The sequence below is a fragment of the Thiogranum longum genome (genome assembly GCF_004339085.1).
Lineage (GTDB): Bacteria > Pseudomonadota > Gammaproteobacteria > DSM-19610 > DSM-19610 > Thiogranum > Thiogranum longum.
In genome coordinates, this window is record NZ_SMFX01000001.1 from 2,041,373 (window position 1) to 2,066,844 (window position 25,472).

26 protein-coding genes are annotated in these 25,472 nt (G+C 55.9%); 17 read left to right on the forward strand and 9 right to left on the reverse strand.

Annotated features, from left to right (window positions below; translation table 11 throughout):
- Position 1: 1 nt before the first annotated feature.
- The 5 genes from DFR30_RS10065 to apbC all read right to left on the reverse strand — a co-directional run bounded on the left by DFR30_RS10065 (position 2) and on the right by apbC (position 4,323).
- Positions 2 to 1,195 carry an NnrS family protein gene (locus DFR30_RS10065; RefSeq protein WP_243640720.1) on the reverse strand — a complete coding sequence of 398 codons (1,194 nt, stop codon included), beginning with the start codon at positions 1,193 to 1,195 and terminating at the stop codon, positions 2 to 4.
- Positions 1,196 to 1,292: 97 nt separating this feature from the next.
- Positions 1,293 to 1,541, reverse strand: coding sequence for a hypothetical protein (locus DFR30_RS10070; protein ID WP_243640721.1), 249 nt, complete (start codon positions 1,539 to 1,541; stop codon positions 1,293 to 1,295).
- 394 nt (positions 1,542 to 1,935) lie between these two features.
- A complete protein-coding gene (locus DFR30_RS10075) occupies positions 1,936 to 2,274 on the reverse strand; it encodes a DUF2288 domain-containing protein (protein WP_132972848.1) in 339 nt (112 codons plus the stop codon).
- A 6-nt stretch (positions 2,275 to 2,280) separates the two neighbouring features.
- Positions 2,281 to 3,030, reverse strand: coding sequence for a spermidine synthase (locus DFR30_RS10080; protein ID WP_132972850.1), 750 nt, complete (start codon positions 3,028 to 3,030; stop codon positions 2,281 to 2,283).
- Between the two features lie 201 nt (positions 3,031 to 3,231).
- Positions 3,232 to 4,323, reverse strand: a complete 1,092-nt coding sequence (gene apbC / locus DFR30_RS10085) for an iron-sulfur cluster carrier protein ApbC (protein ID WP_132972852.1) — start codon at positions 4,321 to 4,323, stop codon at positions 3,232 to 3,234.
- A gap of 329 nt (positions 4,324 to 4,652) precedes the next feature.
- On the opposite strand from apbC, the gene metG reads away from it, so the two are divergent.
- From metG to DFR30_RS10165, 16 genes are all read left to right on the forward strand, one after another.
- Positions 4,653 to 6,728, forward strand: coding sequence for a methionine--tRNA ligase (metG, locus tag DFR30_RS10090; RefSeq protein ID WP_132972854.1), 2,076 nt, complete (start codon positions 4,653 to 4,655; stop codon positions 6,726 to 6,728).
- Positions 6,729 to 7,279: 551 nt separating this feature from the next.
- On the forward strand, positions 7,280 to 7,861 hold the full coding sequence (gene rsxA, locus DFR30_RS10095; RefSeq protein WP_132972856.1) for an electron transport complex subunit RsxA: 582 nt from the start codon (positions 7,280 to 7,282) through the stop codon (positions 7,859 to 7,861).
- A 4-nt stretch (positions 7,862 to 7,865) separates the two neighbouring features.
- Complete coding sequence (gene rsxB / locus DFR30_RS10100; protein WP_132972858.1) at positions 7,866 to 8,426, forward strand: electron transport complex subunit RsxB; 561 nt, start codon at positions 7,866 to 7,868, stop codon at positions 8,424 to 8,426.
- Positions 8,427 to 8,534: 108 nt separating this feature from the next.
- On the forward strand, positions 8,535 to 10,184 hold the full coding sequence (gene rsxC / locus DFR30_RS10105) for an electron transport complex subunit RsxC (protein ID WP_132972860.1): 1,650 nt from the start codon (positions 8,535 to 8,537) through the stop codon (positions 10,182 to 10,184).
- Positions 10,185 to 10,188: 4 nt separating this feature from the next.
- Positions 10,189 to 11,232 (forward strand): electron transport complex subunit RsxD, encoded by a 1,044-nt coding sequence (rsxD, locus tag DFR30_RS10110; protein WP_132972862.1) that lies wholly within the window; start codon positions 10,189 to 10,191, stop codon positions 11,230 to 11,232.
- A gap of 3 nt (positions 11,233 to 11,235) precedes the next feature.
- A complete protein-coding gene (gene rsxG, locus DFR30_RS10115; protein ID WP_132972864.1) occupies positions 11,236 to 11,874 on the forward strand; it encodes an electron transport complex subunit RsxG in 639 nt (212 codons plus the stop codon).
- Entirely contained in the window at positions 11,871 to 12,557 is a 687-nt protein-coding gene (locus DFR30_RS10120; protein WP_132972866.1) for an electron transport complex subunit E, read from the forward strand. Before rsxG ends, DFR30_RS10120 begins: the two co-directional genes overlap by 4 nt.
- Positions 12,558 to 13,193 carry an endonuclease III gene (nth, locus tag DFR30_RS10125; RefSeq protein WP_132972868.1) on the forward strand — a complete coding sequence of 212 codons (636 nt, stop codon included), beginning with the start codon at positions 12,558 to 12,560 and terminating at the stop codon, positions 13,191 to 13,193. It begins immediately after the preceding gene.
- Between the two features lie 81 nt (positions 13,194 to 13,274).
- Positions 13,275 to 13,712 carry a DUF1841 family protein gene (locus tag DFR30_RS10130; RefSeq protein WP_243640722.1) on the forward strand — a complete coding sequence of 146 codons (438 nt, stop codon included), beginning with the start codon at positions 13,275 to 13,277 and terminating at the stop codon, positions 13,710 to 13,712.
- Positions 13,713 to 13,871: 159 nt separating this feature from the next.
- On the forward strand, positions 13,872 to 14,327 hold the full coding sequence (locus tag DFR30_RS10135) for an HvfA family oxazolone/thioamide-modified RiPP metallophore (protein WP_132972870.1): 456 nt from the start codon (positions 13,872 to 13,874) through the stop codon (positions 14,325 to 14,327).
- A 12-nt stretch (positions 14,328 to 14,339) separates the two neighbouring features.
- On the forward strand, positions 14,340 to 15,200 hold the full coding sequence (locus tag DFR30_RS10140) for an HvfB family MNIO-type RiPP peptide maturase (RefSeq protein WP_132972872.1): 861 nt from the start codon (positions 14,340 to 14,342) through the stop codon (positions 15,198 to 15,200).
- Positions 15,193 to 15,969: an HvfC family RiPP maturation protein gene (locus DFR30_RS10145; protein WP_132972874.1), complete on the forward strand. Its 777-nt coding sequence runs from the start codon at positions 15,193 to 15,195 to the stop codon at positions 15,967 to 15,969. The genes DFR30_RS10140 and DFR30_RS10145 overlap by 8 nt, the downstream gene beginning before the upstream one ends.
- Positions 15,970 to 16,049: 80 nt before the next feature.
- Complete coding sequence (locus DFR30_RS10150; protein WP_132972876.1) at positions 16,050 to 16,640, forward strand: HvfX family Cu-binding RiPP maturation protein; 591 nt, start codon at positions 16,050 to 16,052, stop codon at positions 16,638 to 16,640.
- A gap of 47 nt (positions 16,641 to 16,687) precedes the next feature.
- The gene (gene gnd, locus DFR30_RS10155) at positions 16,688 to 17,704 is read left to right on the forward strand and encodes a phosphogluconate dehydrogenase (NAD(+)-dependent, decarboxylating) (protein WP_132972878.1); all 1,017 of its coding nucleotides are present in this window, start codon (positions 16,688 to 16,690) and stop codon (positions 17,702 to 17,704) included.
- A 77-nt stretch (positions 17,705 to 17,781) separates the two neighbouring features.
- A complete protein-coding gene (locus DFR30_RS10160) occupies positions 17,782 to 18,702 on the forward strand; it encodes a phosphate/phosphite/phosphonate ABC transporter substrate-binding protein (protein ID WP_132972880.1) in 921 nt (306 codons plus the stop codon).
- Between the two features lie 2 nt (positions 18,703 to 18,704).
- Positions 18,705 to 20,162 (forward strand): sensor histidine kinase, encoded by a 1,458-nt coding sequence (locus DFR30_RS10165; protein WP_132972882.1) that lies wholly within the window; start codon positions 18,705 to 18,707, stop codon positions 20,160 to 20,162.
- Here DFR30_RS10165 and DFR30_RS10170 read toward each other — a convergent pair.
- The 3 genes from DFR30_RS10170 to aroC form a co-directional block, all read right to left on the reverse strand.
- Entirely contained in the window at positions 20,159 to 21,346 is a 1,188-nt protein-coding gene (locus DFR30_RS10170) for a hypothetical protein (protein WP_132972884.1), read from the reverse strand. The two genes, DFR30_RS10165 and DFR30_RS10170, sit on opposite strands and share 4 nt — an antisense overlap.
- A 72-nt stretch (positions 21,347 to 21,418) precedes the next feature.
- Complete coding sequence (locus DFR30_RS10175; protein WP_243640723.1) at positions 21,419 to 22,576, reverse strand: MFS transporter; 1,158 nt, start codon at positions 22,574 to 22,576, stop codon at positions 21,419 to 21,421.
- Between the two features lie 18 nt (positions 22,577 to 22,594).
- Positions 22,595 to 23,695 (reverse strand): chorismate synthase, encoded by a 1,101-nt coding sequence (gene aroC / locus DFR30_RS10180; protein ID WP_132972886.1) that lies wholly within the window; start codon positions 23,693 to 23,695, stop codon positions 22,595 to 22,597.
- A gap of 140 nt (positions 23,696 to 23,835) precedes the next feature.
- On the opposite strand from aroC, the gene DFR30_RS10185 reads away from it, so the two are divergent.
- A complete protein-coding gene (locus DFR30_RS10185) occupies positions 23,836 to 24,024 on the forward strand; it encodes a hypothetical protein (RefSeq protein WP_132972888.1) in 189 nt (62 codons plus the stop codon).
- 57 nt (positions 24,025 to 24,081) lie between these two features.
- On the opposite strand, the gene hemN is transcribed toward DFR30_RS10185, so the two are convergent.
- Positions 24,082 to 25,461, reverse strand: coding sequence for an oxygen-independent coproporphyrinogen III oxidase (hemN, locus tag DFR30_RS10190; protein ID WP_132972890.1), 1,380 nt, complete (start codon positions 25,459 to 25,461; stop codon positions 24,082 to 24,084).
- Positions 25,462 to 25,472 lie beyond the last annotated feature (11 nt).

Here is a 25,472-nt window from a genome sequence, read left to right on the forward strand (position 1 = left end):
CCTAACCGTCCTGTCCATCAATGCGTGGTTGGGTCAGTATCGGGAAGTAGCGCAGGGTTAGTACGCTGAATGCGACAATCCACAAACCCTGTGACACCACGACCCACAGGCGGTAATGCGAAACATCGATCATTGGTAGTGCGACGCGCGCCAGTAGCGCCGCCACCAGTAACAGGAATACCGGGGTGAGGACAGCTGGCGGGGCCATAATATCCCGCCCGGTATGCCCCAGCGCTACGCGCGACATCATTCCCGCAGTCATCAGGCCGACACCGCCAACCGCGAAAGCATGCAGCGCCAGGTAGGGCGACAGGTCAAGGAAATAGACGGCAGCTTTCAACGCAAAGCCGGCGATGATCGCGCCATAGGCAAGATACAGTGACCACAGCAGTGGCTTTTTCCAGATACCGGGCGTGTACCAGCCAACCCAGCGCATGGCATGTAATACCAGCAGCGCGATGGCCAGCAGACTGACCGGGAGACTGTCGGGGCGAAAAATATCCGCCAGCCAGAAAGCCACAAACAACACCACACTGCTGATATCGAGCCACTTGCGATTGCTCAGTTGCACGGCATAGCCCACACCACGCTCGATAAAGAACGGCAACACACGGCGACTGAGCATCAGAATCAGCGCCAGCACCAGGTACAGTCCGGAAAACAGTCCGACAACGATGCCTGATTCCAGCGCCCCTCCCGCTCCAAGGTAGAACAGAAGGTTGCTACCGGCCATCAGGGCGGCTTTCAGCAGGATGGGGGCCTGGGCCCAACTGCGTGTACGCATCACAGGAACGGCAATGGCAACCAGAAAGCCTGTATTGAACAACAGGTCGAAGACAGCCGCGTAATAGAGATATGCCGCATCCCCCACGGCTAACAGCAGGCGTGCCAATAGCCAACACAAAAATAATAACAACAAGGGTATGCCTCGCAATGTGGCAACACCCGTCCAGTTACGCACTGCAGTCAGCAGGAAACCGGCAATCACCGCCATGCTGTAACCGTAAATCATCTCGTGTCCATGCCAGACCATGCCGGAAAGCCCTGCCAGTGGCAGTGAACGGTAGCCACCGAACACGCCCAGCCAGATCAGCATGGAGATTGCGCCAAATGCCAGGGCGGCAAGAAAAAATGGCCGGAACCCCAGCCGCAGCCAGGCCACACCACGGGGTGTACTTTCTTCTATTTGAAGCAACCGATTAATCTCCTGAAACGTGCAGCAATAGCGCAGCATCAATCCCGAGCGGTAATAATGCCATGATATAGATCAATGACGTCATCGGGGTCACCGTTCAGTTCAGCCAACGCACCAGGTAATAGATCTGCTGACTTTCTGACGACGTGGATGGCCCGGCTACTACTGCAGCGTGGCGCTTGCGATCCGGGTCTGACGCTTCGAGGGCGGCCGACTCTGAATCCATCTTCTGGACACAGGAGGCCGGCAGACGTTTTTTCTTTTTCGGCGCGTAGACGACGGCAAAGATTTCCTTCACCACTCCACGGCCCCCGTCCCCCATCAATCCGTATATCGAAACACCCATAAAAACCTTTCTCCCTCTGGCCAGCCCGGGCCAAAGGTACGCTGTCAAAACGCCCCGTACAACGCCAGAATCAGTCCGTCGATTTTATGACAATGCCTTCCTGCAAGTCTTGACCGGGTTATAACCCTTACCTATATAAGTGCTATGTTATACACAGCGAAGTGAGGTCACTGAAAATCTTAGTGTCAAACCTTCCTGACTTTCTGTCATACGTAAATATAAGCTTGTAACTTATTGTTTAATAATTATATTACGAATTGGTTACTTTTTGATCAATTTAACGCACAAACTGTAATACCCGTTAAAAACAGGTTTGTCCGCTAAATACTCCACAGAGTTATCCACAGAATTTGTGGATAACTCAGCTGTATTTTAGCGCCGGAAAGCTGACACATTAATAAGCAGGCGTATCAATGCCCCCGGCTCGGCGGGTTTCATGTTCCTGTACCACAATCCAGGGCGCCACGACTGCCGCCCATAATTCGGGATTACGGGCATTCCAGTCCCGTGCAATATCATCCGGCAGGTGTCGCACCTGACCGGATGTCAGCCAGCCTTCCACCGTTTCCCGATCGTCGTTGACGAAGCGGGTCGCAACCTCAACCAGGTCCAGCGCCGGGTCGACCTGCAGCACCACACCACGGGCAAAGTGCCGTTCGAGTTCCTGCCAGCTTATACGTGCGGTTTGCTGCAGCAGGTCAGTCTTGCTGTAGCACGGTGTCTCATCACTCATGGTCGATTACTCAAACAGTGTTCTGATCCGGTAGACCAGTCCGTTGCGGCGGCGCGGGTTCAGCTCTGCCACCCCAGCCAACCGCTCGCGCAGCTGGCGCGTGCTTGCAGCACGACGCAAGAATGCGCCGACGCTATTGTAATTCTGCGAGGTTGTCAGGTTGAAGCCCGACACAAAGCGGTTACGACAGGAGGCCTGTGAGACATAGGCGGAAACCTCCAGCTCGATGCCGGAGGCAAAATTACTGACGATGACGCCGTCACCACTCAACAATGCCAGCAGTGAACCTGCCCACTTACCATCAGCATATATCGCTCGCTGTGGTTCACCATCCACTTCCCCAAACAGGTCATCGATGATCATGTCGAAGGCGGGGCCCTGGTACTGGCGCACCCATTCTATGGCATCGGCCTCGACAAGCTGCACGTCGTCACCCTGTACACCGAAGTAACGCTCTGCCACTGACAGGTGTACCGGGTTCAGCTCCACCCCGACTATCTGTTGTGGGTGTACAAAACGGCGCAGGTTCTGGATTACAGCACCACCACCGACACCCAGCACCAGGATACGCTGCAGTTCACCGGGCTGGTAAAAAAACGCGGGCGCCAGCAGCAGGTCCCACACGCTGCCGGTAACCGGGCGCGTCGGGTTGTACTGGCTGTGGAAGACACCATTGGTATACAGGCGCAGGGTGCGCCCGGCGCTGCGCACCTGGTAGTCCACACCATCCGCCTGTTTTTGCCATACAAGACTCATAGGTTCCTATCCTGCCATAAAAAAACCCCGGTGCTCACAAAAAGCGCCGGGGTTAATTGCCCGGGAAATTTCCGACTCCGTCATACCGGCGAATGCCGGTATCCCTGTTGAAGATACTGGATCCCGGCTTGCGCCGGGATGACGGTACGTAATGGAAAATGACGGTACGTGGTGGAACAGAACGGTACGTGATGGAAAAGATCAGTTGTTCTGGATCACGATCTGCGGGAACTTGGCCGCGTGGTTCTTCGCCTTCTGCGACAGCTTGGCGGCTGTACGACGAGCAATATCGTGGTAGATCTGTGAGATACGACCTTCCGGTTCGGCAACCACTGACGGACGACCGTTATCGACTTCTTCGCGGATACTCTTGTCGAGCGGTAATGCGCCGAGGAAATCAACATCGTGCTGCTCGGACATGCGCTCGCCACCGCCTTCACCGAAGATGTGTTCTTCGTGTCCGCACTCGCTACAGATGTGGATACTCATGTTCTCGATAATGCCAAGAACCGGCACTTCGACCTTTTCGAACATCTTGAGACCCTTGCGGGCATCGAGCAATGCGATATCCTGCGGCGTGGTGACGATAACCGCACCACTGACCGGCACTTGCTGGGCCAGCGTCAGCTGCACGTCACCGGTGCCCGGCGGCAGATCGATAACCAGGTAATCGAGACCGCTCCAGTTGGTGTCATTGAGCAACTGCTGCAAGGCCTGGGTGACCATGGGGCCACGCCAGATCATCGGTGTCTCTTCGTCAACCAGGAAACCGATGGACATCACCTGCAGGTTGTAGCTCTTCATGGGTTCCAGCGTCTGGCCGTCCTTTGAATCCGGCTGACCGCTGATGCCCAGCATGCGTGGCTGACTGGGGCCATAAATGTCCGCGTCCAGTACGCCGACCGAAGCGCCATCGGCAGACAGCGCCAGCGCCAGGTTGGTCGCGGTGGTGGACTTGCCCACACCGCCCTTGCCGGAAGCTATCGCGATAATGTTCTTGATGCCGCTGAGGGTTTTCACACCCTTCTGAACCGAATGGGCCTGGATCGCGGTATTGACGTTGACGCGCGCCTGGGTCACACCGTCCAGTGACTCGATCATTTCTTTCAGCTTCGCCGCCAGCTCATCCTTGTAGCTCCCTGTGGGGAATCCCAGGACGATGTCGACAACCACCTGATCGCCTTCGATCATAATGTTGCGAACCGCCCTGGCGGACACCAGATCTGTTTCCAGATAGGGATCGATATATTCCTGCAGTTTGCTTTCGACTTGCTGCTGGGTGACTTCAGCCATAATGCTGTTCCTCTGGATCTTGAATAACCGGCCGTCCGGCCTTGAAATTACTGAAAATTTGAAGCGGCGATTGTACACAGTTCGGGGCCACCGGTCTTCATCCCGTTTTGTACGGTTTAGGCGGGGGAATCCGGATGGCTCGCCCCGGCATGGCGCCTTTTTATGGCTTCGGCGCAGGCATGCGCAAGGCGCCATAAAAAGGCACCGCACCGGGGCCAGGTGGCAGATTTTTGCCGGGATTCACTGGGGTCCGTTCAGTAACCACCTCAGCCAGAACAGGAAACATCTGGCATAATGACCCGTTACCTATCGATTCATACAGGAATACTATGTCTACCGCGCCCCGCAGAATCCTGGTCACCAGCGCCCTCCCCTATGCCAATGGCTCTATCCACCTCGGTCATCTGGTGGAATATATCCAGACAGATATCTGGGTGCGCTTCCAGAAAATGTGTGGTCACGCGTGCTATTACGTGTGTGCAGACGATGCCCACGGCACACCCATCATGCTGCGCGCGCAGCAGGAAGGCATAACGCCGGAAGCACTGATCGAAAAAATGAACGTCGAGCACCAGACGGATTTTGCGGCGTTTCATATCGCGTTCGATAACTACTACAGCACCCATTCGCCCGAGAACCGTGAATTCGCCGAGCAGATCTACCTGCGCCTGCGCGATGCCGGCCATATCGACAAACGCACTATCAAACAGTACTACGACCCGGAAAAGGAAATGTTCCTGCCGGATCGCTTTATCAAGGGCACCTGTCCGAAGTGCGGCGCCGAAGACCAGTACGGCGACAACTGCGAAGTGTGCGGTGCGACCTACGACGCCAGTGAACTGAAAAACCCGCGTTCGGTGATCAGTGGCGCCACCCCGGTGGAAAAAGAATCCGAGCATTACTTTTTCAAACTCTCGGACTTCAGCGACATGCTGGACGACTACCTGCAGACCTCTACCCAGCCGGAAGTCGCCAACAAGATGAAAGAGTGGCTGGAAGCCGGACTGAATGACTGGGACATCTCGCGTGATGCGCCCTACTTCGGGTTCGAGATTCCCGACACCCGCGGGCAGGGCGCAAGCGCACCCGGCAAGTTCTTCTACGTGTGGCTGGATGCGCCCATGGGTTACATGGCGAGTTTCAAAAACCTGTGCGACAAACAGGGCCTGAACTTCGACGACTGGTGGGGCAAAGACTCGGATGCCGAGTTGTACCATTTCATTGGCAAGGACATCCTGCGCTTTCACACCCTGTTCTGGCCCGCCGTACTGGACGGTTCCGGTTATCGCAAGCCGACGCGCGTGTTCGCGCACGGCTTCCTGACCGTTAACGGACAGAAAATGTCCAAGTCGCGTGGCACATTTATCAATGCGCGCACCTGGCTGCAGCACCTCGACCCGGAATACCTGCGTTACTACTATGCAGCGAAATTATCCGGCGGGGTGGATGATATCGATCTCAACCTCGAGGACTTCATCGCACGCATCAACAGCGACCTGGTCGGCAAGTACGTCAACATCGCCAGCCGTACCGCGAACTTTATTGTCAAGCAGTTCGGTGGTGAACTGCTGACCCTCGACAAGGCCATTGCCGACGACAGCGAACGCGACACTTACCTGGCCGATGTGCTGGGCGTGGCAGACAACGTGGCGGAACACTACGAAGCCCGTGAGTACGGCCAGGCCATACGCGAGATCATGAAACTCGCCGACCACATCAACCAGTACTTCGATAGCAACGAGCCGTGGAAGCTGGCCAAAGACCCTGAACAGAGGGATAACCTGCACCGCATCAGTTCGCGCATCCTGCACGGCTTCCACACGCTGTCGATACTACTTACGCCGATCCTTCCCACGCTGACCGAACGTGTTGCAAAAGCATTGTTTGGCAAGACACAAGCGTTTACCTGGAATGATCTCGACCCGGCCGCATTCCCGGCGACACTGAACACATTCAAACACCTGGCAAAACGCGTTGAACCTGCCGCTATCGAAGCCATGCTGGAAGCCTCAAAAGAGGATTTAAAAGTGACCGAAAACAAACCCGCCAGCGGCCCCCTGGCCGATGAACCTGTTGCCGAAACCATCGACTTCGACACCTTCGCCAAACTGGACTTGCGTATTGCCCGCATCGTCAAGGCAGAAGCCGTGGAGAAAGCCGACAAACTGCTGCAACTGACACTGGATATCGGTGGCGAAACCCGCAATGTGTTTGCCGGCATCAAGAGTGCCTATGCACCGGAAGACCTCGAAGGCCGCCTGACGGTAATGGTGGCCAACCTGGCACCACGCAAGATGCGCTTCGGGGTATCCGAAGGCATGGTGCTGGCGGCAGGGCCGGGCGGCAAGGATCTGTTTATCCTGTCACCGGATGAAGGGGCTGAACCGGGCATGCGGGTCAAGTAGCCAGGGTATAACGTGCCGGGGAGACAAGGATTTCCGGCTCAACGGTTTGCCCGCTACGCGGGTTCCCTGCGCTTCTCGCGGCATGTGGCGCTCACCCAAACTCGCGGTTTCTGCGAAACCGCTCAAACAGGGTTCGCTTCATCCACATGCCGCTGCGATGCTCGGCTGCACCGAATCGCCGGAAATCCTTGTCACCCCGGCACTACAACCTTTTGCGGAGGAGTTTTTACTCCGACCCCAGATATTCCGTCATTGCCGCGCTACGCTCGCAATGACGGTAAAGCCGGAACCCTGCACAGTGCCAGTCGAGGGGGTGTCCTGTTTCTGCCAGGTGTTGATACAGCCGAGCATCGCAGACATTTTGCGGTCAAGCGAGCGACTGTCTGAGCAGTTTGCGCAACAACGCAAACTGCGAGTTTCGCGAGCGGGCAAATCATCACCTGGCAGAAACAGGACACCCCCTCGACGACCCTACCCCACGAACCAACAAACCACACCGGAAAAAGGCTGAAAAACTTCCCCAACTCACCCCATCGCAGTACCATAAGCAAATGACCGAAATCGCCCTCATCCTCGTCAGCACCGTGCTGGTCAACAACTTCGTGCTGGTGAAGTTCCTCGGCCTGTGCCCGTTCCTCGGGGTGTCGCGAAAACTGGAAACCGCCACCGGCATGGCACTCGCCACAACCTTTGTACTCACACTGTCGTCCGTGTGCGCCTACCTTGCCAATGAATACCTGCTGGCGCCGCTGGGGCTGGAATACCTGCGCACGATTACCTTTATCCTCGTTATTGCAGTGGTCGTACAGTTCACCGAGATGGTGGTGCATAAAACCAGCCCGGTGCTTTACCAGGTGCTCGGTATCTTTCTGCCGCTGATTACAACCAATTGTGCTGTTCTCGGTGTTGCACTGCTCAATGTTCAGCAGGATTTTGGTTTTGTCGAATCGGCTTTCTACGGGTTTGGCGCGGCAGTGGGCTTCTCGATGGTGATGATCCTGTTTGCCTCGATACGTGAACGAATTGCGGTAGCCGATGTACCGGAGCCCTTCCAGGGTTCGGCCATTGCCCTGGTGACGGCAGGACTGATGTCGCTGGCGTTCATGGGGTTCTCCGGCCTGATCAAGGGTTGAACACATGTTGACCGCAATGATTGCCATTGGCGTGCTGGCAGCCCTGTTCGGGCTACTACTCGGCTACTCGGCGATTCGCTTCAAGGTCGAGTCGGACCCCATTGTTGACCAGATCGACGCGCTGTTGCCCCAGACCCAGTGCGGCCAATGCACTTATCCTGGCTGCCGACCCTATGCGGAAGCCATCGCGGCGGGTGAGGCCGATATCAACCAGTGTCCACCCGGTGGCGAAGCGACAATCCAGGCACTTGCCGATTTACTCGGCGTCGACCCAAAGCCGCTTAATGAAGAGCACGGCGAGCATACGGAAAAGAGGGTTGCCGTCATCGACGAACAAACCTGTATCGGTTGCACACTGTGTATTCAGGCCTGTCCGGTAGATGCCATTCTCGGTGCAGCCAAGCAGATGCACACGGTTATTGCCGATGAATGCACTGGTTGTGAGTTGTGCCTGCCACCCTGTCCCGTTGACTGCATCGAAATGGTACCGGTGAAAAAGGATATCAGTCAGTGGAAATGGCCCTACCCGGAACCGGACCAGCCGGAAATTGCCAGCACGGGATAGTTGTGGCCCGGTAATACCCTGCAACACGGCCAGGCGTTTGATCACAATCAAACACGTCACGATTACCACAGTATTTTTCAGCGCCAACCCTGTACAATGCGGCTGTACATGGCCACGCTGCTCGAAAAACCTGCGACCTTCCACGGAGGTCTGCATCTGTCCGCGGAAAAAGCGCAGTCACTCACCGGACCGCTGAAACCCGCTCTCATACCCCGCCGCCTGTACGTCCCCCTCAGCCAGAACATTGGCGAACCGGCGGAAGCGGTTGTTAAAACCGGTAACCGGGTTTTGCGCGGTCAATTGATTGCCCGCTCTCTGGGCTATATCTCTGCGCCGGTTCATGCCCCGACCTCCGGAGTCATCAGCGACATTGGTGACTACCCGGTACCTCATCCATCAGGACTGTCTGCAACCTGTATTGTAATCGACAGTGATGGTGAGGATCGCGTCGCGGACAGTGGTTTGAAAATGGAAAATGTCTTTCAGTCTGACCCCGCTGATATTCGTCAACGGGTTCGCGACGCCGGCATCGTCGGGCTGGGTGGCGCCGGTTTCCCGACAGCCGTGAAACTCAACCCCGGGCCAGACCACGTTGTCGATTTACTGGTCATCAATGGCGCCGAATGCGAACCCTACATCAGTTGTGACGAAGCGCTGATGTGCTGTCGGCCAAATGACATTATCGAAGGCATTCGTATCATGCGGCATGCGCTGCACGCAAAACAGGTGGTAATCGGCATTGAAGACAACATGCCCAATGCCATCGACTGCCTGCAAAAAGAACTGACGCGACTCGATGAAAAGGAAATCCGTATTACCCCGGTGCCGGCCCGCTACCCGGCTGGCGGCGAAAAACAACTGATCTATGCACTGACCGGCGAGGAAGTTCCAAGCCAGGGTTTGCCGATTGATATCGGCGTGGTCTGCCATAACGTTGGCACAGCGGCTGCGATTGCGCGCGCAATAAACAACGGCGAGCCGCTGATATCCCGCATTGTCACCGTTACAGGCGCAGGGATCCATCAACCCTGTAACCTCGATGTGCGTATCGGCACACCAATTGCCTCACTGGTCGAACAATGCGGCGGCTACACTGATGATGCCGCACGCCTGTTACTCGGCGGACCAATGATGGGCTTTGCCCTGCGCAATGACTCGGTTCCCGTCATCAAGACCAGCAATTGTATTCTTGCCGCCAACACAAAAGAATTACCGGATCCACCGCCGGCCAGTCCGTGTATCCGTTGCGCTCAGTGCACCGACGTCTGCCCGGCCAGCCTGTTGCCACAGCAGTTGTACTGGTACGCCTTTGCGCGTGACATGGAAAAAATCCAGGACTATAACCTGTTCGACTGTATCGAGTGCGGGTGTTGCGCCCAGGTTTGCCCCAGCCACATTCCGCTGGTGCAGTACTACCGTTTTGCAAAAACCGAAATCTGGGACATGGAACGCGAGCGTGAAAAGTCTGACCTGGCCCGCCGGCGTCACGAAGCACGTCTGGAACGACTGGAACGTGAAAAGAGAGCCCTGGAAGAACGCCGCGCCCGCGCCCGCAAGTCGCTGGACAAAAAACCCAAAGTCGGCAACGCCGATGCCAAGAAATCCGAAATTGCAGCTGCACTGGCGCGCGTGAAAGCAAAGAAAACCGAGAGCAGCGATGTTGCGCCGCGTAACACCGATAACCTCACACCCGAACAACGGGTGAAGATCGACGAAGTCGAGCAACGCCGCAGCAGCAGCAAGCCCGACGGAGCCTGAACGCATGGAATTCCCGACTCGCAGCTCGCCTTACCTTCCCGTATCCAATGACGTGTCACGGCTCATGGTCAGGGTCATGCTGGCACTGATCCCGGGCGCACTGGTGCTGTCCTGGTTTTTTGGCTGGGGTATTATTTTTAATTTACTGATTACAACTTCAACGGCCTTACTGGCCGAAGCCGCCGTATTGCAGTTACGCGGCAAGCCGGTACGACCTGCCCTGCTGGATGGCAGCGCGGCCCTGACCGGACTGTTGCTGGGATTGTCGCTGCCGCCACTGGCGCCCTGGTGGATACCTGTGATTGGTGCACTGTTTGCCATTGTGGTCGCCAAACAATTGTACGGCGGGCTCGGTTACAATCCGTTCAACCCGGCAATGATCGGATTTGTCGTTCTGATTATTTCCTTTCCCTTGCAAATGACCCTCTGGTCACCACCAACCGGTATCGGCCAGGAAGGACCTGGATTCACCGAGACGCTACAGTTGGTCTTTTCCGGAAAGCCACCGGATGGTGAAACGCTTGACAGTATCACCATGGCCACGCCACTGGATGAATCAAAAACACAGAGCGGCCTGAACCTGACCTGGGATGAAATTCTCAGCGACCCCCGTTTTGGCCATTACGGTGGCTACGGCTGGGAATGGGTTAACCTGGCTTTCCTGCTGGGCGGCCTGTGGCTCTGGAAACAACGCGCTATCCAGTGGCATATACCGGCCGGGATGCTGGGTGGCCTGTTCGTAATTTCGCTGATGTTCTATTTTGCCGATGCCGACAGCTATGGTTCGCCCCTGTTTCACCTGTTCAGCGGTGCCACCATGATCGGTGCCTTTTTTATTGCGACCGACCCGGTGTCAGCCGCCACCACACCGCGCGGGCGCCTCTACTACGGCGCCGGCATCGGCATACTGGTATATATCATACGTACCTGGGGTGGTTACCCGGACGGTATTGCCTTTGCCGTACTGCTGATGAACATGGCAGCACCTACCATCGATTACTATACAAAGCCGCGCGTATTCGGTCAGCGCGAGGAACAGGACGACTGAAGCATGAGTTATCGACCGGTCCTGGTATCGTCACTGTTCCTGTTTCTGTTTGCCGTGGTCGGCAGTGGACTGGTGGCATACACTCACGAGAATACTGTCGAACTTATACATGACAATGAGCGCCGTGCACTGCTGAAAAGTCTGAATGAACTGATCCCGACTGATCGCTACGACAACGATATTTTCCACGACATTCTCTATGTACGTCACAAGGATTTGCTGGGTACCGCCAAGCCGGTGCCCGTCTATCGCGCACGCAAAAACGGCTGGCCGGTTGCTGCCGTACTGGCACCTGTTGCACCGGACGGATACAACGGCAATATCCGCCTGCTGGTCGCCATCAAGCTGGATGGCACACTGGCCGGTGTGCGCGTGGTGCAGCATCGCGAAACTCCGGGCCTGGGTGACGGCATCGAGACCTCGAACTCGGACTGGATACTGGGGTTTAACGGAAAATCACTCGAAAACCCTGGCAAGGAGGGCTGGAAAGTAAAGCGCGATGGTGGTCAATTCGACCAGTTTACCGGCGCCACCATAACCCCTCGCGCTGTCGTGAAAGCGGTGCGCAATGCTCTGTTATACTACCAGATACACGGACACGAGCTGTTTGAAGAACACCCCGGGGACACAACTGGAAAATGACTGACAAGCGCACCATTATTCGTGACGGTTTGTGGGACAACAACGTTGGCCTGGTACAACTCCTTGGCCTGTGCCCGTTGCTTGCTGTAACCGGCACCTTTATCAATGGTCTTGGACTGGGGCTGGCGACACTGGTAACCCTTGTGGCATCCAATGTCACGGTATCGGCCATACGCTCACTGGTACGTCCCGAGGTGCGTATCCCCGTCTTTGTACTGATCATCGCTTCTATCGTTACCGTTATCGAACTGCTGATGAGTGCCTTCATGTATGACTTGTACAAGGTATTGGGGATTTTCATTCCGCTGATTGTCACCAACTGTTCCATTATCGGGCGCGCCGAGGCATTTGCATCCAAGCACACTGTCAGCCAGTCTTTTCTCGACGGCTTTAGCATGGGCTTTGGCTTCATGCTGGTACTGGTCACGCTTGGCTCGCTGCGCGAGATAATCGGCCACGGCACACTGTTTTCGCATGCACACCGGATGTTCGGGGACCTGCTGCCCGATATCACTATCGTGTTTTCTGAACACTATGACGGGTTCCTGCTCGCTGTACTGCCACCGGGCGCCTTCATCGGGCTCGGTCTGCTGATTGCCCTGAAAAACATTATCGACAAACGTGCACAAACACGTTCTGCAACGATCACTGTTACCACCCCGGTCGCACAAGCCAGTCACTGAATGAACAAAAAAAAGCGTGCAGAAATCTTCGCCCGACTGCGCAATGAAAATCCTCAACCCACGACCGAACTTCGTTACGGTAACCCCTTCCAGTTACTGGTAGCCGTAGCACTGTCGGCACAGTCCACTGATGTCGGCGTCAACAAGGCTACGGAAAAACTGTTTAAAAAAGTGAAGACGCCGCAGGCCATGCTCAAACTCGGCGAGGAAGGGCTGAAGCAACACATCAAGACCATCGGACTGTACAACACCAAAGCCAGTAACATCATAAAGACCTGCAAGTTACTGGTGGAAAAACATGGCGGCAAAGTGCCTGAAGACCGCGAGTCGCTGGAAGCCCTGCCCGGTGTCGGTCGTAAAACCGCCAATGTTATTCTCAATACAGCCTTCGGCCACCCCACCATTGCGGTCGATACACACATTTTCCGTGTTTCCAACCGCACCGGTATCGCGCCGGGCAAGCATGTTAATGAGGTGGAGCGCAAGCTCAACAAGTTTGTGCCGGACGAATTCAAACAGGATGCCCACCACTGGCTTATCCTGCACGGTCGCTACACCTGTATAGCCCGCAAACCCCGTTGTGGCAGCTGTATCATCGAAGACCTGTGCGAATACCGCGACAAAACAGAAAACTGACGCCAATTGGCGACAGGTAAAACTTGCAACGCGATCAATGAACTGAGTACTCTCTCACCCCGATTCACGGTGGAAGCGGATATGCTGTTTGGACAAGACCGGGACCAGCTGCGTGGCTATTACTGCAAAGCATGGCAAGCCCGCTGCAAGGGTATGCCACTGGACCCCCTGCAGGCCCAGATCATAAATGTGATCGAACAGCATCCGGAATACCAGCCTTTACTGGAAAACCCGGAACAGGCCCTTGGCCAGGACTATCTGCCGGAACTGGGTGAAACCAACCCTTTTCTGCACATGGGGATGCACCTGGGTCTACGTGAACAGATCGATACCGACCGCCCGGCAGGGATTAAAAGTCTCTACCGGCAACTGCTCGATCAGTGCCCCGAGGCCCATGAACTGGAACACAAAATGATGGAATGCCTGGCCGAAATGATCTGGCAGGCACAAAAAAACGGAACCGCGCCGGACGAAGCGCACTACCTGGACTGCCTGCAGTCCCTGCAGAAGGAACGTTAACCTGAAATTCTGTCAGATGGCTATTCTGAAACTTTTTCACTACCCACTGGTCGTACCGGCTGTTGCTTGTAATCACAGATGGCACCGAGACTGCCAGTCCAACCACGGCGGCCCGACGGACGCCGTTATATGTTAAAAGCCTTAAGGAGGCATAACACAATGTCAAAATCCACTTCAATGAAACCCCTGGCCCTTGCAATGGGTGCAGCCTTTGTTACCTCACTGGCAGGTGCTTCCGTTGCCAATGCGGCCGAAAATCCTTTTGGTATGACCGAACTGCCCAGCGGCTACATGGTTGCTGACAGTGACATGAAAGAAGGCAAATGCGGCGGCAGCATGAAGGAAGGCGCCGAGAAAATGAAAGAAGGCAAGTGCGGCGGCAGCATGAAGGAAGGCGCCGAGAAAATGAAAGAAGGCAAGTGCGGCGAAGGCATGAAAAAAACCAAAGAAAAAATGGAAAAAGAAGGCAAGTGCGGTGAAGCAAAATGCGGCGCTAACAAGGCCAAAAGTATGAAGGAAGGCAAGTGTGGCGAAGGCAAGTGTGGTGAAGGCATGATGAAAGGCCACGAAAAAGCCGACAAAATGAAAGAAGGCAAGTGCGGCGGCAGCAAGTAAGCCGTATCTACCATGAAAATGTCCCGCTACCCGGTTAACGGAGCAGGACTGGGCCTGCGGCGGACCCTGATGGGTCCGCTGACAGACCACCCCCCCGAACAGGTCGGCTTCTATGAAGTCGCCCCGGAGAACTGGATCGGCATGGGTGGCCGCTGGGGCAAACAGTTCCGCGCTTTCACCGAGCGCTACCCTTTCGTTTGTCACGGACTGTCACTTTCCATTGGCAGCCCGTCACCACTGGACGAAACTTTTCTCTACCGTGTAAAGCGATTCCTGGATGAACACCGGATTCGTGCCTATACCGAACACCTGAGCTACTGCAGCGACGACGGTCACCTCTATGACCTGATGCCCATCCCGTTCACTGAAGAAGCTGTATATTACGTAGCTGAACGCATCCGCCGTACCCAGGACATTCTCGAGCGACGTATCGCCATGGAAAATGTGTCCTATTACGCAGCACCCGGCAAGGAGATGGAGGAAATTGATTTCATCACTGCCGTCCTCGAAGAGGCCGACTGCGATCTGCTTCTCGACGTAAACAATATTTATGTCAACAGTATCAACCACCGCTATGATGCGGAAAAATTCCTGATGGCACTGCCCGCTGAACGAGTGGTGTATTTTCACGTCGCCGGTCATTACGAAGAGGCCGACGATCTCGTTGTCGACACTCATGGCGCCGACATTATCGACCCGGTGTGGAGCCTGCTCGACAAGGCTTATGCCCACTTCGGGCCGGTACCAACACTGCTTGAGAGGGATTTCAATATTCCCCCGTTACCTGAATTGCTGACCGAAGTTGAACGTATTGCGGCCATGCAGGAACAGTGGCGACAACAGGCAAACACGCCAAGCAAAACACATGGCTAGACAAGGCTTCAGGCAACAGCAGTACGCCTTCGCAGCACATATTCGCCAACCCGACAGAAACCCTGCACCGGACGATATCGAAGACCGGCGCATGGCAATCTACCGCGACCTCTTCTACAACAACGTGGAAGGATTCCTCTCCGGCGGCTTCCCGGTATTGCGCGAGCTTATGGACGACACAAGCTGGCACGCCATGGTACGAGACTTTTTCGCCCGCCATCACTGTCACTCGCCGCTGTTCATGGAAATCTCCCGCGAGTTTCTTGCCTACCTCGAGCAGGAACGAGGCGCGCACGAAAATGATTTCCCGTTCCTGCGCGAGCTGGCCCACTACGAGTGGGTCGAGCTGGCATTGTCGATTGCCGAAGAAGATCCTGTACAGGTCAATGATCCTGATGGCGACCTTCTGGAAGGCACACCGGTGCTTTCCAGCCTGGCGTGGCCCCTGAGTTACCACTACCCGGTACACCAGATTGCAGAGTCCTTTCAGCCGGAGACACCCGCTGAACAGCCGGTATACCTCATGGTGTACCGGGACAAGACTGATGAAGTGAACTTTATTGAACTCAATGCGATCAGCGCGCGTTTGTTCTCTCTGCTTCAGGAAGATGATTCATTGACCGGTCGCGAGACTCTGGAGAAAATCGCTGCTGAACTGAAGCACCCGAAACCGGAAGTTGTTATCGAAGGCGGCAGGCAAATACTGGAAGCCTGGCGGCAGCGCGACATTGTACTCGGCGTTAATGTGCCGAATAGCACAAACATATAACGTATTTTTCTAACCTGGCGGAACACCCACTCATCGGGGTGGTCTGAAGTCGCCGCAACCTATCGACCGGAGAACCAACCATGTATCTGCTCGTTCAGCTCCAGCGCCTGTTAGACAAGACCCGTGCCTTTGACTTCCTCGGGCCACTCGCATTGCGTCTTTACCTGGTACCCATCTTCTGGATGGCCGGCACCAAGAAACTTGCGGATATGGACAGCATCATTGCCTGGTTCGGTAACACGGAATGGGGCCTCGGCCTGCCCTTCCCGGAAGTCATGGCCTGGGCTGCCGCACTGACCGAAACTGCCGGCGCCATTATGCTGCTGGTCGGTTTTGCGGTGCGCTGGATTTCCATTCCGTTGATGGTCACCATGGTCGTGGCGATCGTTACTGTCCACCTGCCCAATGGTTGGCTGGCGATTGCCGAAGGCAGCGGGCCGTTCGCTACCGAACGCACCATGGCCGCCATCGAGCGTCTGGACCGTGCCAAGGAAATCCTCCAGCAGTACGGGAATTACGACTGGCTGACCGAGTACGGTAATTTCGTGGTACTGAATAACGGTATTGAATTTGCCGTCACCTATTTCATCATGCTGCTGGTGCTGTTCTTTATCGGTGGCGGGCGTTATTTCAGTATGGACTACTGGATCCGCAAGGCCTTTATGCGCTGATAGGGTATCATGTCGTCTTACATGAACCGCGACAAAGGAAAATCATCATGCAGATGGGAATGATCGGGCTCGGACGTATGGGCGCCAATATGGTCAGGCGCCTGATCAGGGACGGACACTCGTGTGTAGTGCATAATCGAAGTCACGGCCCCGTGGAGCAGATGGTTAGCGAAGGCGCCATTGGTTCAGAAAACCTTGACGATTTCCTGTCAAAACTCGACAGCCCGCGTGTCGTCTGGCTGATGGTGCCGGCTGCTGCGGTCGGCCAGCAGATCGATATACTGGAAACTCGACTGGATGCCGGCGACATTGTGATCGATGGCGGCAATTCCTGGTACAAGGACGACATTGTCCGTGCCCGCCGCCTGGGTAAAAAAGGCATTCACTATCTCGATGTCGGTACCAGTGGCGGTGTCTGGGGCCTGGAGCGCGGCTACTGCCTGATGATCGGCGGTAATGACGGCGCGGTAAAACATATTAACCCGCTATTCGCCACACTGGCGCCCGGTACCGGTGATATTGAACGCACGGCTGGACGTGAGGGCGAGCGATCGACCTCTGAACTGGGTTACCTGCACTGTGGCCCCGCCGGTGCCGGACATTTTGTGAAAATGGTTCACAACGGTATCGAGTACGGCCTGATGGCTGCCTACGCGGAAGGCTTCAACATTCTCAAACACGCCGGTATCGGCAAACAAAGCCAGGACTCGGACGCCGAGACTTCACCGCTGCGCAACCCGGAGGAATACCAGTACGATATTGATCTGCCCGAAGTCGCCGAACTATGGCGACGTGGCAGCGTGATCTCTTCGTGGTTACTGGATCTTACCGCCACCGCCTTGCGTGACGATGCCGAGCTGGGCGACTTCAGCGGCCAGGTATCCGATTCCGGGGAAGGCCGCTGGACCAGCATCGCAGCCATTGAAATCGGTGCACCTGCACCATTACTGACTACGGCGCTGTACAACCGCTTCAGCTCGCGTGGTGAAGCGGATTTTGCCGACAAGATCCTTTCCGCCATGCGTTTCCAGTTTGGTGGTCACCACGAAAAAGGCAAGGGCTGAGAACAACTGAGCGCTGGTTAAAGTCCCACTCAGCGACCTTCTTCGCCGAGACAGCGAAATCCCGCTATACTTTCCCAATGATAATTAAAGCCTGCCAGCTGGCACTCCGTAGACCAGCGGACAGCATTGCCGATGTGTTTCACCCGCTGATTCTCGTCGCACTGTTATCCCTGCTACTTCCCTACCCGGCCAGGAGTGATACAAACGCTGTCGAAACCATCCATTTTGGCGTGCTATCTATTGCTCCGCCAGCTCGCATACTCGCAAAATGGCAACCCTTTGCGGACTACCTGGGCGAGAAACTGGGGAAACCTGTCAAGATTGTTGTTCCCCGTGGTTTTGGCCGCATGAAAAAAGCCGTCGCGAACCGACAGGTCGAATTTTTCTATATCAACTCGCATGTGTTCTACCGGCTCAAACAGGCCGGGCACGCTATCGGCGTTGCGCAAATGCAGAACATCGATGGTAAAAAGACCAGCCGCAGCGAGATTTTCGTTCGGGGTGACAGCGGAATATCCAGCATCAGCGGCCTGAAAGGAAAACAGATCGCCTTTATCAGCCCGATGGGTGCAGGAGGCTACCTGGCACCACGCGCCTACCTGCGCTCGCACGGCGTCAAAAGCGGTGATGAGGTCGATGAAACCTTCACCAAAAATCTATCGACATCGATCCACAAGGTCCTGTTGAATGAAACCGGTGCCGCCAGCATGTGCGGCGTGAATTTCCGCCTGATGGGCGAAAAGGTCGATACGGGAGAACTGAAAATTATTGCCGTGAGTGATGAATACCCGGAAAACCTGATCGCCGCCCGCGCGGACCTTGACCCGAAGCTGGTGGAGCGTTTCCGAAATATCGTTGTAAACATGCAGGATGACCCTGAAGGATTTGGTGTGCTGACCGGGATGACTACCATGAAGATCAAACGCTTCCTTCCCTATGACCCGGCCATGGAAGACCTGACCCGGAAACTGCTGGAGCAGGCCGGCCTGAAACCCTGATCATGCGCTGGGGCCTGTATACACGGTTGGCCATCAGCCTTGGCGTGCTGCTCGCTGTCGCCATGCTGACCCTCGGCTACATGCTGCTGTCAGATGCGACAAAGCGCCTTGAAAACGAACGCCTGATGGTTACCCGCACGCTGGCCCGCACACTCGCTGAAGGCAGTGTTGATGCCCTGGCGGCGGATGACTACGAGCTGATGGAGCGCTGGGTGTCATCTGTTCTGCCGGACAACAATTATGCCTACGCTTTTCTTTCCCGGCCTGACGGCCTGATCCTGACGCATACCCAACTCGACAGAATCGGACACCGTATCGATACTGACAAGCGTATCGAAACCGGGCCTGACAGCTTCCAGACAATGTTTAAAGATCAACCGGTGCAGGAAGTCGTCTACCCGGTCAATATCGGAAACAAACATCTGGCTGATGCCCACATTGCCTATTATGTGAATCGCAGCGACCTGCTGGACAGTGAAACAACGACCAGAATACTGGGAATCGTGGCCCTGTTCCTGTTGCTGCTGCTCGGGGCAGCCCTGCTTATCATCCGTCGGCATACCCGCCCGTTGAGCGAGCTTGCCACCTCTATCACAAACGTATCACTGGACGCCGCGCATACCACGCAGCTGGACAGGAAATTACTGCAACGAACAGATGAGATTGGTGCGCTGGCGCGCGAGTACAGCGATATGCTGGATCGCCTTGGCGCTGCGTACACGGAGCTGCAGAACGAGGAACAACGCCTGCGCGAGCGGGTGGAAGAACGCACCAGCGAATTGCGTCAATCCAACCTGGAACTGGAATCATTCAGTTATTCTGTATCGCATGATCTTCGCGCACCGCTACGCGCCATGGCTGGCTACAGCCAGATTTTACTGGAAGATCATGCATCGTCTATTGATGCTGAAGGCCGGCACGCCCTGCAACGTATCCGTGACAGCACCTTCCATATGGATCAGCTGATTTCTGACCTGCTGGCACTGTCCCGGGTCAGCCGTCACACTATGCAACATAAACCTGTCGACCTCTCTGCGATGGCCACGGAAATCGTTGCTGGACTACGCCAGCAGCAGCCAGATCGTGACATCGAGATACAGATCAAGCCGACATCAAAAGTCGATGGTGACCCGGGATTACTACGCGTTGCACTGCAGAACCTGATCGATAATGCCTGGAAGTATACGGGTAAATCTGCATCGCCCCGCATAGAGTTTGGTGAAGTGGAAGGAGAACCCGGCAGTTTTTACATCAGGGACAATGGAGCAGGATTCGATATGCGCTTTGCTGACAAGATGTTCGGGGTATTTCAACGACTGCACCACAGCGATGAATTCGAAGGCACCGGCATCGGGCTTGCCACCGTGGAACGTATTTTACACCGGCACAAGGGAACCATTCGAGCCGAATCGGCTGCGGGCAATACGGTTTTCACCTTCACCCTGCATCGCGCCGGCTAGAAATATCTCGACAATCTAAAGGTCACGTGACTGTCCTGTTTGAACGCGGACAATACGGGACTTTTACGTGTATTCAGGAACCAGCGGCTTTCCAGCTCCAGTTTCCAGCGATCACCCAGACGACGCTCGGCTTCCACCGACAACTGGTATGCACGATCATTGCGATCGACGATCACTCCGGCAAGTAGCTCGCTGCTCTGGGTATCATTCAGTGCCAGCCGGGCCCCGGCAAAGATATCATCGTCCAGTACTGTTGGCGGTGACACGGTGAAATCATCGTCGCGGCCATCGCGCGACACTTCCAGTAGCAGACCAAGATCGGCACTGCTGCCCACAATCTGGTACAGCGTGTACTCAAAACCACCGACCGCGGCAACAAAGTGATTGCCGTTTTGCGAGCGCCACAGGCCTTCGAATTTCCATAACCAGCTGTCGTGTGTGTACTGGATATCCACGCTGGCCTGATCGATGATGTCGTAGACCGCAAAGAAACGGGTGAAAGTCGCATCAGGAACAAAGCGTGGTTCACGCCCGGTACCGTGAAAGATCGACAGACCAAAATCCCAGTCGCCGATATAGTGTGAGTAACGCGCTGCCACGTCGACGTGCCGCTGTTCCTGACTGTTGCTGTAACGCGCCTCCCCGTCAATAACCAGTGGGAAGCGCAGGCGCCCTTGCTTGCCGGGAAAGGTGCGCTCCCTGAAGCCTGGCAGGACGTATAGCGCCAGATCACCCCAGTCGCGCTGGAACGACAGCTGCAACATCGGCTGACCCAGCTTGTCTTCGCCGTCGATATTGCCGACCTGGTCTGTCTGGTTAATGATATCGACCAGGTGATTGGACTCTGTTACACCCCAGAACACCCGGTTCACACCTGCCAGCAATTCCCATTTATCGGTGATATGCAGCCACCAGGCTTCACGCAGGTCAGCACGTGTGCGCCGCTGGTCCTGGCTGTCGAGGTGGGCAAAGGGGATGAAAGCATACTGGTTGCGCCGGTCACCGGTTTCGAAACGGAACTCCGGCTGCCCGATCAGCGCGGCCTGCACGCCATCGAACTGATCGGGGTAGGCGGCATTGGATACAAATCCGATTGCCTCGCCAGCCAGGAAGCCGGATACCTGCAGCCCACCAGCCTGCGCCTGGATCGGCAGAAACAGCAATAACAGTACCCTTCTGAACATTTCCCCTCCTTCCCCACAGACAAGGTAAAATCCGGTCGCCCCGTCATTGCGAGGAACGAAGTGACGGGGCGGTTAAGGTGCAACAGACATAGTCTCCTCACGAATGCCACGCCAGGCGACGATGCCGGCAAGTAATGCTGTCAGTGCAGCGCCGGCATACATCCACTGTGCACCAAAACCTTCCCAGACATAACCGGCCAGCAAGCTGCCGATTGCTCCTCCTGCACCGAAACTCAGACTACTGTACAGGGCCTGCCCACGCCCCTGATGGCGACCGACGAACTGACGATGCACCAGGTGAATCGCTACCGCATGATACACACCAAAACTGGCCGCATGCAGGGTCTGTACGAATATCATAATGCCGGGTTGATCGACAAACAGGGCCAGTAATAACCAGCGCAGCGCCGTCAACAGTGTTGCCGCCAGCAGCAGGCGGCGCGCACCGAATCGCGGCAACCAGTGATGCATGCGCAGAAACACTCCGATCTCTGCAACCACGCCAAGTGCCCACAGCTGGCCGATGGCTGACTCGCTGTAACCATGATCTGTGAGATAGAGGCTGTAGAAGGTGTAATAAGGTCCGTGGCTGGCCTGGATCAGGAAACACACCAGCAATAAAGAAATAACCGCCGGTCTTCGCAATACCGTCAGGATCGGTTCGTGGCCCATTGCCTGCTGTCCTGCCGCGCGTTCAGGCACGGCCAGGCTGCTGAACCAGATCGCGGCAAACAGCAGCACAAGCACCTCAGGCAGCAAGCCGGTACCGGTAAAATCCAGCACGGCGCCAAGCCCTGCGACAGAAACGATGAAGCCGATCGAACCCCACAGACGGATGCTGCTGTAGCGGTGTGTTTCATCCCCCAGGTGGCTGAGCGTGGTCGCCTCGAACTGTGGTAGTGCGGCGTTCCAGAAAAAACTGAACACACCCATCACCAGTGCCAGCCACCAGTAGCCGTGCGCAATAAAGACACCGCAGAAAGACAACGCCGCCAGCAGGCTGGCAATGCGGATAATCCTCATGCGCCGGCCGGTGTGATCGGCAATCCAGCCCCAGATATTGGGCGCAATGATTTTGGTCGCCATAATAATAGCGATCAACTCACCGATCTCAACCGCGTTGAATCCCTGCGACTTGAGATACAGGCCCCAGTACGGAATCAATGCGCCAAGGGAGGCAAAATAGAAAAAGTAGAAACCGGAAAGTCGCCAGTACATGACGTCAGGCAAACCGAACTGCCGCAATGATCACTCGGGGGCTGCGGGGATCACAGGGGTTGCGGACTGAACGTCTGCGTTCTGCGCCCGGTGGCGCAGCAAATGATCCATCAGCACAATTGCCAGCATGGCTTCGGCAATTGGTGTCGCACGAATGCCGACACAGGGGTCATGGCGTCCGGTGGTGATGACTTCAACCGGGTTACCGTGAATATCAACCGTACGCCCGGGCAGGCGCAGGCTCGAGGTCGGCTTCAATGCAATGCTGACCAGAATGTCCTGCCCGGAGGAAATACCACCCAGCACACCGCCCGCGTGATTACTGAGAAAGCCCTGCGGGGTCATCTCGTCACGGTGTTCCGTACCCTTTTGCGCCACACTGTCAAAACCGGCCCCGATTTCGACACCCTTGACTGCATTGATACTGACCATAGCGTGTGCAATCTCGGCATCCAGGCGATCAAAAATCGGCTCACCCAGACCGGGAATCATCCCGGTCGCGACCACATTTACCCGTGCACCGACCGAGTCACCTGCCTTGCGCAACGCATCCATGTAGGTTTCCAGTTCTGGCACCTTGCCAGGGTCGGGACAGAAGAACGGGTTCTGGCCCACTGCGTCCCAGTCTTTCAACTCAAGTGCAATGGGACCAAGCTGGGCCAGGTAGCCACGGATCTCGATGCCGCAGGACTGCCTGAGATATTTTTTTGCAACGGCACCCGCTGCGACGCGCATAGCCGTTTCACGCGCCGATGAACGACCACCACCCCGGTAGTCGCGGATACCGAATTTCTGCTGATAGGTGTAGTCCGCATGGCCGGGACGGAAACGATCCATGATGGTCGAGTAGTCCTTGGAACGCTGGTCGGTGTTGTGAATGATCAAACCAATGGGCGCACCGGTGGTTTTACCCTCGAATACACCCGAAAGGATATGCACCTCGTCAGCCTCGCGGCGCTGGGTGGTATGGCGTGAGGTACCGGGTTTACGGCGATCCAGGTCATCCTGCAGGTCGGCCTCGGACAGCTCCATACCGGGCGGGCAACCGTCCACGATGCAGCCGATGGCCGGCCCGTGACTTTCACCGAAACCGGTGACGGTAAAGAGTTTTCCAATGCTGTTTCCCGACATGGGGGCTTATTGTACAGGACTTTAGGCGCAGGGGAATTGCCTGCGGGTAGACCTGAAACCAGCATGGTTAAAGGCGCCGGGCGTTACGCCGTTATTAAACCCGTAACCTTCAATCAATCCGACCAGACAAGGGGATCACAGTGAGCCACCGGGGAAACGCCATCGGCACCTATTTTGGCAAGCCGATTTTTGAATCCATTGAATTACAGAACGAACCCTATGTGTTCGACCGCATCGCACAGTATGAAGACGACGAATTCCCGCTCGATCGCCTGAGTGAAAATGAAGTTCTGGTAGAACCCGGCCTGATCTACCGCCACAAGGATTGACACATCTCTCTTGCCAGGAAGGCACTGATTCACCGTGTCATTCGCAATGACGGGGGGCTAAATCAGCTTCGAGAAACGTACTTCCTGGTCCGCACGATAACGATCGAACACCTTGCAGATATTTCGAATCAGCAGACGGCCGCGTTCGCTGATGTGGATGTATCGCTCATCGACTTCCAGCAAACCATCAGCCTGCATTTGCTGTAACTGTTGCAGCTCAGCGGCAAAATAATCATCAAAATGGACGGCAAACTCGCTTTCCACCCGCCGGATATTCAGACTGCCGTGGCAAATCAGCTGCTGGATCACTTCTGCCCGCAAACGATCGTCGTCGTCTATCGCCACGCCGCGCGCGACCGGCAGGCGTGCTTCATCCAGGTCGCGGTAATAATCACGCACATCGGTATGGTTCTGGGTATAACCGCCCGGCATCGAACTGATTGCACTGACGCCCATGGCGACAAGATCTGATTCAGCGTGTGTCGAGTAACCCTGGAAGTTCCTGTGCAGACTGCCGCTACGTTGCGCCTGGGCCAGTTCATCGTCGCGTAACGCGAAGTGATCCATACCGATGTACTGGTAACCGGCGTCTGTCAATCGCTCGATAGTCAGCGCCAGGATGGCCAGCTTCTCATCGGAATCCGGCAGGTCTTCGGTATTGATACGCCGTTGCGGCTTGAAGCGCTCTGGCAGATGGGCGTAGTTAAACACGGACAAACGTTCAGGCCGTGCAGCAATCACGGCTTCCAGTGTGGCCGAAAAACTGTCCACGGTCTGTAACGGCAAGCCATACATCAGGTCCATGTTGGTGGAACGAAATCCCAGCCGACGCGCCTCGTCGAGGACGGCCAGTGTTTCGTCCAGCGGCTGTTCCCGGTGCACGGCTTTCTGCACAGCCGGGTTGATGTCCTGCACCCCCAGGCTGAGCCGGTTGAAACCCAGTTCACGCAAAACGCCCAGCGTATCCTTGCGCAGTTCGCGCGGATCAATCTCAATGGAATATTCACCACTGTCGTCTTCGGCAAGGTGAAAATTCTCACGCAGCACAGCCATTAACTCGCAGAGTTCCTGTTCGCTGAGGAAGGTTGGCGTACCCCCACCGAAATGCAGCTGCTCCACACGGCGGTCCGGATCAACCAGCGACGCCTGCAGGCGAATTTCCCGGTACAGGTAATCAAGATAGTTGCGGGCCCGGCTGCGGTCGGCGGTGACAATCTTGTTGCAGGCGCAGTAATAGCAGACATGGGCACAGAACGGGATATGCACGTATAGCGACAGGGGCCGCCCAGTTTCGTTACTGGCATGTACCCAGTGCTGGTGCTCGGCCGAACCCACTTCCGGCCTGAATTCCATGGCAGTCGGGTAGGATGTATAGCGCGGACCACTACCGGCATAGCGCCGTATCAGATCAGCGTCGAAATCGACCGTCTGCTGCATGCTCTTCTCCC

Bases quoted from the DNA above. Each gene is read 5' to 3' on its own strand.
- DFR30_RS10075 (WP_132972848.1), bottom strand. From the start codon at position 2,274: ATGAGTGATGAGACACCGTGCTACAGCAAGACTGACCTGCTGCAGCAA.
- rsxD (WP_132972862.1), top strand. From the start codon at position 10,189: ATGGAATTCCCGACTCGCAGCTCGCCTTACCTTCCCGTATCCAATGAC.
- metG (WP_132972854.1), top strand. From the start codon at position 4,653: ATGTCTACCGCGCCCCGCAGAATCCTGGTCACCAGCGCCCTCCCCTAT.
- DFR30_RS10080 (WP_132972850.1), bottom strand. From the start codon at position 3,030: ATGAGTCTTGTATGGCAAAAACAGGCGGATGGTGTGGACTACCAGGTG.
- rsxA (WP_132972856.1), top strand. From the start codon at position 7,280: ATGACCGAAATCGCCCTCATCCTCGTCAGCACCGTGCTGGTCAACAAC.
- DFR30_RS10120 (WP_132972866.1), top strand. From the start codon at position 11,871: ATGACTGACAAGCGCACCATTATTCGTGACGGTTTGTGGGACAACAAC.
- DFR30_RS10135 (WP_132972870.1), top strand. From the start codon at position 13,872: ATGTCAAAATCCACTTCAATGAAACCCCTGGCCCTTGCAATGGGTGCA.
- hemN (WP_132972890.1), bottom strand. From the start codon at position 25,461: ATGCAGCAGACGGTCGATTTCGACGCTGATCTGATACGGCGCTATGCC.
- DFR30_RS10140 (WP_132972872.1), top strand. From the start codon at position 14,340: ATGAAAATGTCCCGCTACCCGGTTAACGGAGCAGGACTGGGCCTGCGG.
- aroC (WP_132972886.1), bottom strand. From the start codon at position 23,695: ATGTCGGGAAACAGCATTGGAAAACTCTTTACCGTCACCGGTTTCGGT.
- rsxG (WP_132972864.1), top strand. From the start codon at position 11,236: ATGAGTTATCGACCGGTCCTGGTATCGTCACTGTTCCTGTTTCTGTTT.
- DFR30_RS10150 (WP_132972876.1), top strand. From the start codon at position 16,050: ATGTATCTGCTCGTTCAGCTCCAGCGCCTGTTAGACAAGACCCGTGCC.
- DFR30_RS10165 (WP_132972882.1), top strand. From the start codon at position 18,705: ATGCGCTGGGGCCTGTATACACGGTTGGCCATCAGCCTTGGCGTGCTG.
- rsxB (WP_132972858.1), top strand. From the start codon at position 7,866: ATGTTGACCGCAATGATTGCCATTGGCGTGCTGGCAGCCCTGTTCGGG.
- DFR30_RS10170 (WP_132972884.1), bottom strand. From the start codon at position 21,346: ATGTTCAGAAGGGTACTGTTATTGCTGTTTCTGCCGATCCAGGCGCAG.
- gnd (WP_132972878.1), top strand. From the start codon at position 16,688: ATGCAGATGGGAATGATCGGGCTCGGACGTATGGGCGCCAATATGGTC.
- DFR30_RS10145 (WP_132972874.1), top strand. From the start codon at position 15,193: ATGGCTAGACAAGGCTTCAGGCAACAGCAGTACGCCTTCGCAGCACAT.
- rsxC (WP_132972860.1), top strand. From the start codon at position 8,535: ATGGCCACGCTGCTCGAAAAACCTGCGACCTTCCACGGAGGTCTGCAT.
- DFR30_RS10160 (WP_132972880.1), top strand. From the start codon at position 17,782: ATGATAATTAAAGCCTGCCAGCTGGCACTCCGTAGACCAGCGGACAGC.
- apbC (WP_132972852.1), bottom strand. From the start codon at position 4,323: ATGGCTGAAGTCACCCAGCAGCAAGTCGAAAGCAAACTGCAGGAATAT.
- DFR30_RS10070 (WP_243640721.1), bottom strand. From the start codon at position 1,541: ATGGGTGTTTCGATATACGGATTGATGGGGGACGGGGGCCGTGGAGTG.
- DFR30_RS10130 (WP_243640722.1), top strand. From the start codon at position 13,275: ATGCTGTTTGGACAAGACCGGGACCAGCTGCGTGGCTATTACTGCAAA.
- nth (WP_132972868.1), top strand. From the start codon at position 12,558: ATGAACAAAAAAAAGCGTGCAGAAATCTTCGCCCGACTGCGCAATGAA.